This window comes from Streptomyces sp. NPDC059201 (assembly GCF_042754585.1).
In the GTDB taxonomy this organism is placed as follows: Bacteria; Actinomycetota; Actinomycetes; order Streptomycetales; family Streptomycetaceae; genus Streptomyces.
Genome location: NZ_JBHZBB010000001.1, coordinates 1,148,559 through 1,161,958, shown reverse-complemented (window position 1 = coordinate 1,161,958; position 13,400 = coordinate 1,148,559). Strand labels below are relative to the sequence as shown.

The 13,400-nt window shown below is 73.5% G+C and carries 12 protein-coding genes; 9 read left to right on the top strand and 3 right to left on the bottom strand.

Annotated features, from left to right (window positions below; all coding sequences use genetic code 11):
- Positions 1–12: 12 nt before the first annotated feature.
- Positions 13–729, top strand: a complete 717-nt coding sequence (locus tag ACFXMG_RS05145; protein WP_383827763.1) for a GntR family transcriptional regulator — start codon at positions 13–15, stop codon at positions 727–729.
- 73 nt (positions 730–802) lie between these two features.
- Here the strand turns inward: ACFXMG_RS05145 and ACFXMG_RS05140 are convergent, their stop codons facing one another.
- Positions 803–2,248, bottom strand: coding sequence for a glyceraldehyde-3-phosphate dehydrogenase (locus tag ACFXMG_RS05140; RefSeq protein WP_383819113.1), 1,446 nt, complete (start codon positions 2,246–2,248; stop codon positions 803–805).
- 199 nt (positions 2,249–2,447) lie between these two features.
- Between ACFXMG_RS05140 and ACFXMG_RS05135 the strand changes: the two genes are divergently transcribed.
- Entirely contained in the window at positions 2,448–3,683 is a 1,236-nt protein-coding gene (locus tag ACFXMG_RS05135) for a cytochrome P450 (RefSeq protein WP_383819115.1), read from the top strand.
- An 11-nt stretch (positions 3,684–3,694) separates the two neighbouring features.
- Here the strand turns inward: ACFXMG_RS05135 and ACFXMG_RS05130 are convergent, their stop codons facing one another.
- Positions 3,695–4,732, bottom strand: a complete 1,038-nt coding sequence (locus tag ACFXMG_RS05130) for a serine hydrolase domain-containing protein (protein WP_383819117.1) — start codon at positions 4,730–4,732, stop codon at positions 3,695–3,697.
- Positions 4,733–4,841: 109 nt separating this feature from the next.
- On the bottom strand, positions 4,842–6,581 hold the full coding sequence (locus ACFXMG_RS05125; RefSeq protein WP_383819119.1) for a VanW family protein: 1,740 nt from the start codon (positions 6,579–6,581) through the stop codon (positions 4,842–4,844).
- Positions 6,582–6,770: 189 nt separating this feature from the next.
- On the opposite strand from ACFXMG_RS05125, the gene ACFXMG_RS05120 reads away from it, so the two are divergent.
- The 7 genes from ACFXMG_RS05120 to ACFXMG_RS05090 all read left to right on the top strand — a co-directional run bounded on the left by ACFXMG_RS05120 (position 6,771) and on the right by ACFXMG_RS05090 (position 13,325).
- Positions 6,771–7,628 (top strand): IclR family transcriptional regulator, encoded by an 858-nt coding sequence (locus ACFXMG_RS05120; RefSeq protein WP_383819121.1) that lies wholly within the window; start codon positions 6,771–6,773, stop codon positions 7,626–7,628.
- Between the two features lie 46 nt (positions 7,629–7,674).
- Positions 7,675–8,004, top strand: coding sequence for a putative quinol monooxygenase (locus ACFXMG_RS05115; RefSeq protein WP_383819123.1), 330 nt, complete (start codon positions 7,675–7,677; stop codon positions 8,002–8,004).
- An 86-nt stretch (positions 8,005–8,090) separates the two neighbouring features.
- Entirely contained in the window at positions 8,091–9,125 is a 1,035-nt protein-coding gene (locus ACFXMG_RS05110; protein ID WP_383819125.1) for a LacI family DNA-binding transcriptional regulator, read from the top strand.
- Between the two features lie 120 nt (positions 9,126–9,245).
- On the top strand, positions 9,246–9,533 hold the full coding sequence (locus tag ACFXMG_RS05105) for a hypothetical protein (RefSeq protein ID WP_383819127.1): 288 nt from the start codon (positions 9,246–9,248) through the stop codon (positions 9,531–9,533).
- Between the two features lie 71 nt (positions 9,534–9,604).
- On the top strand, positions 9,605–10,675 hold the full coding sequence (locus ACFXMG_RS05100) for a phosphatase PAP2 family protein (protein ID WP_383819129.1): 1,071 nt from the start codon (positions 9,605–9,607) through the stop codon (positions 10,673–10,675).
- A 43-nt stretch (positions 10,676–10,718) separates the two neighbouring features.
- A complete protein-coding gene (locus ACFXMG_RS05095) occupies positions 10,719–12,938 on the top strand; it encodes an NADP-dependent isocitrate dehydrogenase (protein ID WP_383819130.1) in 2,220 nt (739 codons plus the stop codon).
- Positions 12,939–13,034: 96 nt separating this feature from the next.
- Positions 13,035–13,325 carry a hypothetical protein gene (locus ACFXMG_RS05090; RefSeq protein WP_383819131.1) on the top strand — a complete coding sequence of 97 codons (291 nt, stop codon included), beginning with the start codon at positions 13,035–13,037 and terminating at the stop codon, positions 13,323–13,325.
- Positions 13,326–13,400: the final 75 nt, after the last annotated feature.

Sequence of the window (13,400 nt, the reverse complement as noted above, 5' to 3'; positions counted from 1 at the left end):
GGAGGATACGGCGTGGGTGACCTGAAGCAGCACAGTCTCATCAAGGCCCAGGAGCGGCTACGCGACCAGGTGGGCCACGCACTGCGCGCGGCCCTCACGGCCGGTGAGCTCAAGCCCGGGACCGTCTACTCGGCCCCGGGCCTCGCGGCCGAACTCGGCGTGTCCGCCACTCCGGTGCGCGAGGCCATGCTCGACCTGGCCCGCGAGGGCCTCGTCGAGCCGGTCCGCAACAAGGGCTTCCGGATCACCGAGGTCAGCGAGCGCGAACTCGACCAGTGCACCGAACTGCGCATGCTCATCGAGGTGCCCACGGTCGGCCGGGTCACCGAGACCGCGACGCCCGAACAACTGGAGGCGCTGCGCCCGCTGGCGGAGGAGATCGTCGTCAACGCCCGCGCGCACAACCTCATCGGCTACCTGGAGGCCGACCGGCAGTTCCACCTCACCCTCCTCGGCCTGTGCGGCAACGACCGGCTGGTGGAGACGGTGGGCGACCTGCGCAAGCGCTCCCGCCTCTACGGACTGACGGGGCTGGACGAGGCGGGCAAGCTGGTCAGCTCCGCCGAGGAGCACGTCGAACTGCTCGACCTGATGATCGCCCGCGACCGGGCGGGCGCGGAGGCGTGCATGATGCGCCACCTCGGCCACGTCCGCTCGCTCTGGGCCGAGGCCCGGGACGAGCCGGTCGCGCCGGCGACCGGCGCCCTGCGCTCCGTACGGAAGAAGTGACCTCACGCGAACGGCGCGCCGCCCTCCCCTCGGGGAGCGCGGCGCGCCGTTCGCGTACGGGCGCGGGCGGGGATCAGACCGCCGGAGCCGGGAAGGTCGGGTACTCGACGCCCGAGACGTGCTGGACGACGCGGATGACCTGGCAGGAGTAGCCGAACTCGTTGTCGTACCACAGGTACAGGATCGCGTTGTCGCCGTCGACCTTGGTCGCGCCGGCGTCCACGATGGAGGCGTGGCGCGAGCCGACGAAGTCCATCGAGACGGCGTCGGGAGCCGTGGTGAAGTCGATCTGGCGCTTCAGCGGCGAGTGCAGCGAGACGTCGCGCAGGTACTCCAGCACCTCGTCGCGGGTGGTCTCGCGGCCCAGGCGCAGGCTGAGGATGGCGATCGAGACGTCCGGGACGGGGACGCGGATCGAGCTGCCCGTGATCGGGGCCTTCAGCTCCGGCAGCGCCTTGGCGACGGCCGAGGCGGCACCGGTCTCGGTGATCACCATGTTGAGCGGCGCGGAACGGCCGCGGCGGTCGGCCTTGTGGTAGTTGTCCAGCAGGTTCTGGTCGTTCGTGAACGAGTGGACGGTCTCCACGTGACCGCGCAGCACGCCGTACTCGTCGTCCATCGCCTTGAGCGGCGGGACGATGGCGTTGGTGGTGCAGGAGGCGCAGGACAGGATCTTCTCGTCCGGCTTGATCGTGTCGTGGTTGACACCGTGCACGATGTTCGGCACGTCGCCCTTGCCGGGCGCGGTCAGGACGACCTTGTCGATGCCGGGGCGCAGGTGCTTGGAGAGGCCCTGGCGGTCCCGCCACTTGCCGGTGTTGTCGATCAGGATGGCGTTCTCGATGCCGTACGCCGTGTAGTCGACCTCGGAGGGGTCGTTGGCGTAGATGACCTTGATCGTGTTGCCGTTGGCGACGATGGTGCTGTTCGCCTCGTCGACGGTGATCGTGCCCTGGAACTGGCCGTGGATCGAGTCCCGGCGCAGCAGGGAGGCGCGCTTGACGAGGTCGGCCTCGCCGCCGCCGCGCACGACGATGGCGCGCAGGCGCAGGCCGTTGCCCGAACCGGCCTTCTCGATGAGGAGGCGGGCGACGAGGCGGCCGATGCGGCCGAAGCCGTACAGGACGACGTCCCGGCCGTCACGGCGCTCGATCTTGTTCGCACCGGTGGCGCCGGCGACGGCCTCCGCGGTGAACTCCTCGACCGTCAGGCCGCGCGAGTCGGCCTTGTACTCGGCGGCGAGCATGCCGATGTCGATCTGCGAGGGGCCGAGGTCGAGCGTGGTGAGCGTCTTCAGGAAAGGCAGCGTCTCGGTGACCGAGAGCTCCTCGCCGGCGATCTGGCGGGCGAAGCGGTGCGTCTTGAGGATGCTGACGACCGACTTGTTCACCAGGGAGCGGCTGTGAACGAGGACGGTGACGTCCTGCTCACGGTGCAGCTTCCCGATGATCGGGATCATCGACTCCGCGATCTCCTCACGGTTCTTCCAGCTGGTGAACGAGTCATCATTGACAGTCACAAGATTTATCTTTCGAGCTAGACGGCGCTCATATGGTAACCCGGGGTTGCTTCGGCCCGGCAAGGGGGCCCGAACGGGTGTCCGCGACCTCACACCCCCGGACCATCCGTTCTCGGCCAAGCGGCCGGAGACCGCCCTGTCGCCGCCGCGCCGGTCCCCCCACGCTGGGAGCCGACCGACGCCGACGAAGGGAACCGCCGTGACGCACCCCGCCGAACCGATCGTCCTCGACCCCGCCGGAGCCGACCCGCACGCCGAGCACGCCCGGCTGCGCGCCCGCGGTCCGGCCACCCCCGTCGACGTCCTCGGCGTCCGTGCCTGGTCCGTCTCCGACCCGGCTCTCCTGAAGCGGCTCCTCACCAGCCCCGACGTCTCCAAGGACGCCCGCCGCCACTGGCCGGGCTTCGAGGACGCCCTGCCCACCTGGCCGCTCGCCCTCTGGGTCGCCGTCCGCAACATGTTCACCGCGTACGGCTCCGACCACGCCAGGCTCCGCCGGATCGTCGCCCCCGCCTTCGCCGCCCGCCGGGTCGCCGCCCTGCGCGAGGACGTCGGGACGATCGTCACCGGACTCCTCGACGCGCTCGCGGCCGTCCCCGCCGGAACCGTCGTCGACCTGCGCGAACGCCTCGCCTACCCGCTGCCGATCGCCGTCATCAGCACCCTCCTCGGCGTCCCCGAGAAGGACCGCGAAGCCTTCCGCACCCTCGTCGACGGCGTCTTCGACACGACCCTCGACACCGCCGCCGCCCAGGCCAACACGGAACGGCTCTACGCACTCTTCCACCGGTTCATCGCCGCCCGGCGCGCCGCCCCCGGCGACGACATGACCTCCCTGCTCCTCGCCGCCCGCGACGAGGAGGGCGACGGTTCCCGCCTCGGCGAGGAGGAACTCGCCGACACCCTCCTCCTCATGATCAGCGCCGGCTACGAGACCACCGTCAACGTCATCGACCAGGCCGTCACCGCCCTGCTCACCCACCCGGAGCAGCTCGCCCACGTCCGCGCCGGGCGCGTCGGCTGGGACGACGTCGTCGAGGAGACCCTCCGCCACGAACCCGCCGTCAAACACCTGCCGCTGCGCTACGCCGTCACCGACATCCCGCTCCCCGACGGCCAGGTCATCGCCGAGGGCGAGGCCATCCTCGCCTCGTACGCCGCCGCCAACCGCCACCCCGACTGGCACGGCCCCACCGCCGACGCCTTCGACGTCACCCGCGCCACCAAGGAGCACCTCGCCTTCGGCCACGGCGTCCACTTCTGCCTCGGCGCGCCCCTCGCCCGCCTGGAGGTCGCCACCGCCCTCAGCGCGCTCTTCGCCCGCTTCCCCGAGCTGACGCTCGCCGTCCCGGCGGACACCCTCGAACGGATGCCGTCCCTCATCACCAACGGCCATCGGAGGCTCCCGGTCCTCCTCGGCCCGGCCGCCTCCTGAGGGTCGCCGGCTCACGCGAAGGCGTGGGCCCGGAACTCCTCGCGGACCCGCGCCAGCGGAGCCGGGTCCCGGGTCACGTACAGGCGGTTGGTAAGGAGGACCGCCCAGCGGGCGCGGGCGGGGGAGACCCACATCGCGGTGCCGGTGAAGCCGAAGTGGGCCCACACGTCGTCGGCGGGGGCGGTGCCGGGGGCCGGGTGCCAGAGGAGGCCGCGCGGCGGGTCGAGCGCGCCCGTGCCGACCCGGAGGGAGGCGGCCGTCCAGGCGGGGGAGAAGGTCCCCGGCGGCGGGGACAGGACCGCGCGCAGGAAGCGGCCCGTGTCGCCGGCCGTGGTGAACACGCCCGCGATCCCACACGCCCCGCCGAGCAGCCGGGCGGAGAAGTCGTGGACCGTGCCCTTCAGGTGGCGGCCGGCCTCCTCGTCGTACTCCGTCGGCGCGCAGCGCGCCGCGGCCTCCGGCGGCAGCGGGCCGTAGCGCGTCTCGCGCATGCCCAGCGGGCCCCAGACGCGCTCCCCGGCGAGCCCGGCCAGCGGCCGGCCCGTCAGGTGCTCGGCGAGCCAGCCGAGGACCAGCGCCGCCCGGTCGGTGTAGGCGACGGCCGCGCCCGGCGGGTGCCGCAGCGGCTCGGCGAGGACCCCGTCCCGCACGTCCTGCGGGTCGGAGCCGTACAGGAAGCGCAGGTTGGCCCGGAGCGGCATCCCGGCCGTGTGGGTGAGGAGATGGCGCGCGGTGACCTGGCCCACCGGACGTCCGGCCGCGGCGGGCCAGAAGGTGCCCAGCGGCGCCGACAGGTCGAGCTTCCCGGCGTCGACCAGGGTGCCGGTCACCGCCCAGACGGTGAGGATCTTGGTGAGGCTGGCCACGTCGAAGAGGGTGTCCGGGCGGACCGGTTCCTCGGGCCTGGCCGGGTCGAGCACCCCGACCGCGCCGGCGGAGCGGGTGCCCGACGGATCCCCGACCGCCCACACGGCTCCCGGGCACACGCCGTCGCGGACCGCTCCGGCCAGCAGCCGGGCGAAGGGGGGAACCTCGCTGCGCTCTGCCACCGCACGCCTCCGGCCGGGTCCGGTGCGGCCCGGGGCGGCCGCGCCCAGGCATGCATGCCCGGAAGGGTGCCCGAGGACACCCTTCCGGTCGGCGGGGCCGGGCGGGCCGTCAGTTGCAGACGACCTCGTCGCGCGGGGTGTAGTGGGTCTTGAAGGTCTGCCGGTCGACCTCCTCGCCGCCGTTCTTGAAGACGCGGTCGACGGAGATGTCGAAGCCCTCCAGCGGCGCCTGCGGCACGCACTTCTCGCCGGTGGCCTCCCGCTTCGCGGGCTTGGTCACGTTGGTGCGCGGACCGGCCACCGCCTCGACGGAGTCGTACTTCTTGGTGCCGTAGAAGGTGATGGTCACCGAGGAGTCGGTGGCGCTCGCCGCGATGTAGATCGGCTTGCCCGAGTCGTTCCGGAAGCGCTGGTCCAGGCTGCCCCACGCGACGGTGGCCTCGCGGCCGGCCGGGTAGCGCTCGATGTAGAAGGAGTGGGCGCCGTACTCGACCGGCTGCACGCCCGCGAAGAAGACGGCGTTGAAGACGGTGGTCGCCACGGCCGAGACACCGCCGCCGGGCGCCTCCTGGTAGCGGCCGTCGAGGATCATCGTGCCGTCGACGAAACCGTTCTCCTCGGTGCGCTCGCCGACCGTCTCGTTGAAGCTCCACACCGCGCCGGGCTGCACGAGCGAGCCGTTGATCAGCTCGGCGGCGCGGCCGATGTTCACCGTCCGGTAGGGGGCGGTGGGGAAGTTCACGGTGAAGGTCGACATCTGCTCCTTGATGCCGAGCGAGGCGAGGTTCGCGGAGCTCACCTGCGGCTGGGTGACCTTGGTCGCCACCGGCGCGGTACGGGCCGCCTGGCCGGTACGGGTGAGCAGCGGGTCCACGGCGGTGCCGAGCGCCTTCGCGGTGACCTCGCGGCCCTCGCGGCCCTCCTTCACGACGACGACCTTGCCGTCCCGGACGCCGAGGGTGCCCTCCACGGGCGCGCCCGTCATGGCGGCGAGCGGGCGGGCCACGTCCGGGTCGCGCAGCAGCGCGGCGGAGTCGAGGGAGCCGCTGAGCCGGCCGTTCTCGTTCTTCACCGTCAGGTGGTCGCTGAGGGTCTCGGCGGAGATGGCGAGCCGCTGGTCGCCCACGGTGAGCGTCACCGGGCCGGAGACGGCGGGCTTCGCGTACGCGTCGAGGAAGCGGGTCAGCTCGGTTCCGGCCAGCTTGGGCTGGGTCACCGACACCGGCAGGGTCACGGCGGAGGCGCCGGGGGCGGACGGGTAGGCGGCCCGCAGGGCCTCGGCGGCCTTGGCGGTGTCCAGCTTCTGCCCGGCGACGGGCCGGGTGGAGACGGCTTCGCCGTCGCGGAAGGAGACCGAGCCCTCCTTGACGGCCCGGTCGTTCTTCTTCGCCAGCGCGGCGACGGCCGCGTCGGTCCTGGCCGCGTCGTGGGCGAGGACCGGCTCGATCGCGCGGTCGCCGGAGGAGAAGAGGCGGCCGATGACGGTGAACGGGTCGCGGGACGGGTCGGCGGCGAGCTCGGCCGTCGCCTCCGCGTCGACCGTCAGCCCGGCGGACGCCGGGGTCACGCTCTCGGTGCGCTCGCCGACCTTCACGGCGATCGGCGCGGTCCACGCCGCCGGGGCCTGCGCCCGCAGGCGCTCGGCGGCCTCGGCCTTGCTCAGGCCGCCTATGTCGATGCCCTCGACGCGGGTGCCGGCGGATATGTCGTCGCCGGTGGTCACCAGACCGGCCACGTAGAGCCCGCCCGCCGCGACGGCGACGACGCCCGTCGCGATCGCGGCCGTCCGCCACCGTGGGCGGTTCCCGGCAGCGGGCGTCGGGGCATGGTCGGTCCTGGGGCGGGGCACACGCTCTCCCGGGGCATCGGGGACAAGGGGAACCCCACGACGGTACGCCGAAAGAGTGTCAAATGCACATAAAGCATGGCTGACCTGCGGAGATACCCCCTCGAAACCGGGCCGCCACACACGGTGCGCGCCCGCCCCGCGAGGGCGGTGCCCCGGCCTCCAGGCGGCCCTCGTCGCTACCCTGGCGGGATGCCCTCCGCCGCCCCGCCCCCGACTCCCGAGCCCTCCGCCGAGCCGTCCGCCGCCGAGCGGTCCGCCGCTGTGCCGGTCGCCGCCGAGTCCTCCGCCGCACCGCACACGGCCGCCGCCGGGCCGCGGTCGGTGGAGCGGGCGTTGGAGCTGCTGGACCTGGTCGCGGACGCCGGGCGGCCCGTGGGGGCCAAGGGGCTCGCCCGGGTGCTCGGCTGCTCGCTCTCGACCGTGTACCACCTGGCCGGGCCGCTGCTCGCGCGCGGGCACCTCGTGCGGACCGCCGAGGGGTACGCGCCCGGGCCGCGCGTCCCGGCGCTGCACCGGGCGCACCTCCGCCACCACGGCCTCGGCGCGTCCACCGGCGAGCTGCTGGGGCGGCTGCGGCGGGCGACCGGCGCGGAGGCGTACCACACGGCCTACCGCGACGGGCTGATCACCGTCGTCGACACCACCGCGCCCGTCACCGACACCGCCCACCCCTTCGCCCCGGGCCCGGAGGCCCGCGCGCACGCCACCGCGCACGGCAAGGCGCTGCTCGCCGCGCTGCCGCGCGCCCGGCGCCGCCGCTATCTCGCCGAGCACGGCATGGCCCGCTTCACCGAGCGGACCCTCACCGACGCCGAACGGTTCGAGGCCGAGATGGCCACGGTCCGGGGGCAGGGCTACGCCGTCTCCGTGGGCGAGGCGGACCTCGCGTACACCTGTCTCGCGGTCGCCGTGCCCGACCGCGGCGACGGCATCGTGCACGCCCTCTCCGTCTCCCTGCCCACCGCGGACTTCGCCCGCCGCCAGGGCGCCGTCCGCGCCGCCCTCGTCCGCGCGGTGCCGGAGTTTCCGGCCCTGCCGGAATCCTGAACCGGCCGCCTGGCCCGCGCCCGGCCGCCGGGCGCAGTCTGACGGCATGATCTTCATCGCCGTCCGTTTCACCGTCCGCCCCGACCGCGCCGAGCAGTGGCTCGACCTGACCGCCGACTTCACCCGCGCCACCCGCGCGGAGCCGGGCAACCTCTTCTTCGACTGGTCGCGTTCCGTCGACGACCCGAACGTCTTCACCCTCCTGGAGGGCTTCGCCGACGACGAGGCGGGCGCCGTCCACGTCGCCTCAGACCACTTCGCCGCCGGGCTCGCGGCCATGGCCGGAGCCGTCGCCGCCACCCCCGAGATCATCAACGTCCGCACGGAGCAGCCGGGCTGGGGCCCGATGGCGGAGCTCGCGCCCACCGGCGCCTGATCCCGCCGGCCGCCGCCCGCCCGCCTGATAGGTTCGCCGCACAGTACGGGCGGGCGGTGTCCCGGGGCCGAGGGGAGAAGCGGCGCATGGCGGTGAGCGGGCGGCAGACCGGCAGGCCCACCCTGGAGGAGGTCGCGGCCAGGGCCGGAGTCGGCCGGGGCACGGTCTCCCGGGTCATCAACGGCTCCCCGAAGGTGAGCGAACAGGCCAAGGCGGCCGTCGAGAAGGCCGTCGCCGAACTCGGCTACGTCCCCAACCGGGCCGCCCGCGCCCTCGCCGGCAGCCGCACCGACGCCATCGCCCTCGTCGTCCCCGAGACCGAGGCCCGGCTCTTCGCCGAACCGTACTTCCTCGACATCATCCGCGGCGTCAGCGGCGAACTCGCCGCCGCCGACAAGCAGTTGCTGCTCACCCTGATCCGCAGCGACCAGGAGCGGCAGCGCTTCGAGCAGTACCTCGCCGCCCAGCGCGTCGACGGCGTCCTGCTCGTCTCCGTGCACGCCGACGACCCGCTGCCCGACCAGGTCCGCGCCCTCGGCCTGCCCGCCGTGCTCAACGGCCGCCGCCACGCGGACGAGCCCGTCGCCTTCGTCGACTCCGACAACACCGGCGCGGGCCGCACCGCCGTTGCCCACCTCGCCGCGCGCGGCCGCACGCGCATCGCCACGATCACCGGCCCCCTCGACATGTACGGCGCCCGCTGCCGCCTCGACGGCTACCGCGAGGGCCTGGCCGAGGCCGGGCTCACCGCCGACGAGGCCCTCGTCGCCACCGGCGACTTCACCGAGGAGGGCGGCCGCCGCGCCATGCGCGCACTCCTGGACCGCGCCCCGGACCTGGACGCCGTCTTCGCCGCCTCCGACGTGATGGCGGCCGGCGCCCGGGCCGTCCTGCGCGAGGCCGGCCGCCGGGTCCCCGAGGACGTCGCCCTGGTCGGCGTCGACGACTCCGCCGTCGCCCGCCTCATGGACCCGCCGCTCACCAGCGTCCGCCAGCCCATCGAGGAGATGGGCCGCAGCATGGCGCGGCTGCTGCTGGCCGAGATCGCCTGCCCGAGCGAGCCCGACGACCAGCCCCGGCAGATGCTCCCCACCGAGCTCGTCGTCCGCACCTCCTCCTGAGGCCCCGCCCCGAGGCCCCGTCCTGAGACGCCGCCCCGAGGCCCCGCCCCGTTCACCCGGCCGTGGCATGATCGCGTCACTGTCGTCGGCAGCGGGCCGGCGACCACCCGGGGGACCGCCATGGACTGGTACATCCTGCCCGGAGCGTTCGCGCTCCTCCTCGCCGCCGGCGGCGTCGCCACCCTGCGCACCGGCTTCGTCCTGCCCTGGCTCCGCCGCAGGGTCCAGCGGGTCGCCGTCTACGGCTGGGCCCAGCTGATCATGGCCGGATCCTTCGCCCTCCAGAGCGCCGCCGGATTCGCCGGCGATCCCGCCGCCCGGTCGGCGGTCGGCATCGTCGCCCTCCTCGCCCTGCTCGCCGCCCTCGTCCTCCTCCTCGTCGCCCAACTCGCCCCCGGCCGGGACTGAATCCACGCCCCGGCGTGTCGTTCGGGTGATCCCAGCAGGCGGCCCGGCCGCGCATGGGTTCGAATCGGGTCATGGCTTCCTACGACAGGCGCATAGGCGGGTCCCCGAGGCCGCCCAAGGCCGGTGAGACCTGGTGGTACGCCGCCGTGGCCGGCGAGGCCGCGGACTCCTTCAGCACCCGCGTCCGCACCCGGACCCGCCGTGCCTGCCTCGGGGCCGTCCTGCTCCTCACCGTCGTCTACGCGGGCCTCGTGCTCACCGCGACCGGCCGCCGCTGGGGGGACGCCGCCGTCACCGGCCGGCGGGCCGACACCCGCGTCGCCGCCTTCGTCCGCGACCACCCCTCGCTGGCCGGGGCCGCCACCCTCTCCCTCGTCCTCGCCTGCCTCGTCCTGGTCGGCCTCGGCGTGCTGCGCAGGCGGTTCGCGCTCACCGGCGCCGCCGCCGGAGCGGTCGCCGTCGCCGTCGCCACCGCCGGACTCCTCCAGCTGTACGCCCCCCGCCCCCGGCCCGGCGAAGGAGCCGGGGCGCTCGCGCCCAGCGGCTTCCCCAGCGCCACCGCCACCCTCGCCTTCGGGGTCGCCTTCGCCCTCGTCCTGGTCGTGCCCCGGCGCTCCCGGGGGATCGTCGTCGGCGCCGCCACCCTGTGGGCCGTCGCCCTCGGCGCGTACTCCATCGCCGCCGGCGACCACCGCCCCGGCGACGTCATCGCCGCCGCCCTGCTCGCCCTCGCCGTCCAGTGCGGCCTGATCGCCCTCCTCGCCCGCCGCGGCAAGGTCCGCCCCGGCACCCGGCGCGGCACGACCGCGCGCGGCCTCCCGGTGACCCTGCCGCTCGCGCTGGTCGCCGCCGGCGGGCTCGCGGCCGGGATCCTGCTCCTCGGCGACACCCTCGGACTGCCCGCCACCGCCCCGTACGACCCCGACGAGCTCCGCCTCGCCCACCGCTGCGGCCAGGCCCTCGCCGCCGGTGTCGGCGCCGCCGCCGGACTTGCCCTGCTGGTCCTCGTCCGCCACGTCGACCTGGACGGCGGCCCGGCCTCGTACCGCCTCGGAGGCCCCTTCGTGGAGGACTCCGGAGCCCCCGACCAAGGTGAGCTCGTGGGCCCCTTTACGGAGAACCACGATCACGAGATATCTTGATGTCGAGCAATCTCGCATACGCAGACGTGGAGCGGAGCACCTGGTGACTGACTCGACCATCATCTACACCCACACCGACGAGGCGCCTGCCCTGGCGACGTACTCGTTCCTGCCCGTGATCCAGGCGTATGCCTCCACGGCCGGCGTCACGGTCGAGACGCGTGACATCTCGCTCGCGGGCCGCATCGTCGCGAGCTTCCCCGAGTTCCTGGAGGAGGGGCAGCGCATCGGCGACGCCCTCGCCGAGCTCGGCGAGCTGGCCAAGACGCCCGAGGCCAACATCATCAAGCTGCCGAACGTCTCGGCCTCGATCCCGCAGCTGAAGGCCGCGATCGCCGAGCTCCAGGCCCAGGGCTACGCCCTCCCGGACTACCCGGACGACGCGCGCACGGAGCAGGACAAGGACGTCCGCGCCCGTTACGACAAGATCAAGGGCTCGGCCGTCAACCCGGTCCTGCGCGAGGGCAACTCCGACCGCCGCGCGCCCGGCTCGGTCAAGAACTACGCCAAGAACCACCCGCACCGCATGGGTGTCTGGACCGCCGACTCGAAGACCAACGTCGCCACCATGGCCGACAACGACTTCGCCTCCACGGAGAAGTCCGTCGTCATCGGCAAGGACGACACCCTGCGCTTCGAGTTCACCGCCGCCGACGGCACCACCTCCGAGCTGCGCGAGCCGCTCAAGGTCATCGCCGGCGAGGTCCTCGACGCCGCCGTCATGCGCGCCGCCGCCCTGCGCACCTTCCTCAGCGAGCAGGTCGCCCGCGCCAAGGCCGAGGACGTGCTCTTCTCCGTGCACCTCAAGGCCACGATGATGAAGGTCTCCGACCCGATCGTCTTCGGCCACGTCGTCCGCGCCTTCTTCCCGAAGACCTTCGCCCAGTACGGCGAGGTCCTCGCGGGCGCCGGCCTCTCCGCCAACGACGGCCTCGGCACCGTACTCAAGGGCCTGGAGGCCCTCCCGGACGGCGCCGAGATCAAGGCGTCCTTCGACGCCGAGCTCGCCGACGGCCCGGCCCTCGCCATGGTCGACTCCGACAAGGGCATCACCAACCTGCACGTGCCGTCCGACGTCATCGTCGACGCCTCGATGCCGGCCATGATCCGCACCTCCGGCCACATGTGGGGCCCGGACGGCCAGGAGGCCGACACCCTCGCGGTCCTCCCGGACCACAGCTACTCCGGCGTCTACCAGGCCGTCATCGAGGACTGCCGCGCCCACGGCGCCTTCGACCCGGCCACCATGGGCTCCGTCCCGAACGTCGGCCTCATGGCGCAGAAGGCCGAGGAGTACGGCTCCCACGACAAGACCTTCGAGCTCGCCGAGGCCGGCACCGTCCGCCTCGTCGACTCCGAGGGCACCGTCCTCCTGGAGCAGGAGGTCGCCGAGGGCGACATCTTCCGCGCCTGCCAGACCAAGGACCTCCCGATCCAGGACTGGGTCAAGCTCGCCGTCACCCGCGCCCGCGCCACCGGCGACCCGGCCGTCTTCTGGCTCGACGCCGCCCGCTCGCACGACGCGCAGCTGATCGCCAAGGTCGAGCGCTACCTCCCGGAGCACGACACCGAGGGCCTGGAGATCAAGATCCTCTCCCCGGTCGAGGCGACCAAGTTCTCCCTGGAGCGCATCCGCCGCGGCGAGAACACCATCTCCGTCACCGGCAACGTCCTGCGCGACTACCTGACCGACCTCTTCCCCATCCTGGAGCTGGGCACCAGCGCCAAGATGCTGTCGGTCGTCCCGCTGATGGCGGGCGGCGGCCTCTTCGAGACCGGCGCCGGCGGCTCCGCCCCGAAGCACGTCCAGCAGCTCGTCAAGGAGAACTACCTCCGCTGGGACTCCCTCGGCGAGTTCTTCGCGCTGGCCGCCTCCTTCGAGCACCTGGCCACCACCACGGGCAACGCCCGCGCCCAGGTCCTCGCGGACACCCTGGACCGCGCCACCGGCACCTTCCTCAACGAGGACAAGTCGCCGACCCGTCGCCTCGGCGGCATCGACAACCGCGGCAGCCACTTCTACCTGTCCCTGTACTGGGCCCAGGAGCTGGCGCGGCAGACCGAGGACGCCGAGCTCGCCAAGGCGTTCGCCCCGCTCGCCGAGACCCTCGCGGCGAACGAGACGAAGATCGTCGACGAGCTGAACGCCGTCCAGGGCTCCCCGGCCGAGATCGGCGGCTACTACCAGCCCGACCCGGCCGAGGCCGCGGCCGTGATGCGCCCGTCCGCCACGTTCAACGAGGCCGTCGCGTCCCTCGCCTGATCCGGCACCCGACGCGTACCGCCCCGGCCGGAACGATTCCGGCCGGGGCGGTCCGGTCGGTGGCGGATACGCCATCCGGGTGTGACCCTGGAGGGCATGAGCTGGGCATCTTGGACGACCGCCGGTGTCTACACCGGGCGTGGTGGGGTGCTGACCGTCGAAGGCGGAATCGTCACGGGCGACCTGACCGTGCACACGACCTTCGTCGACGGTGAAGCACGCGTGGCCGTGCAGTACAGCGGCGCCTCCGACTGGTTCACCATGTCGGGAAGTCCCGTCCCCTGTTCCTCGGAGGAGGAGAGCCGTGAACTCCACGACGCCGTCGTGGAGGCCGTGAGGGAGGGCGACGGGGCCACCGTCCCACGCCTGCCCCATCCGACCGGCTAGAAAAAGTGTTATCCCTACCCGGCCCCAGGGTCTCCGGCAGGACGGGGACTCCTCCGGGCACAAGGGAGCACCATC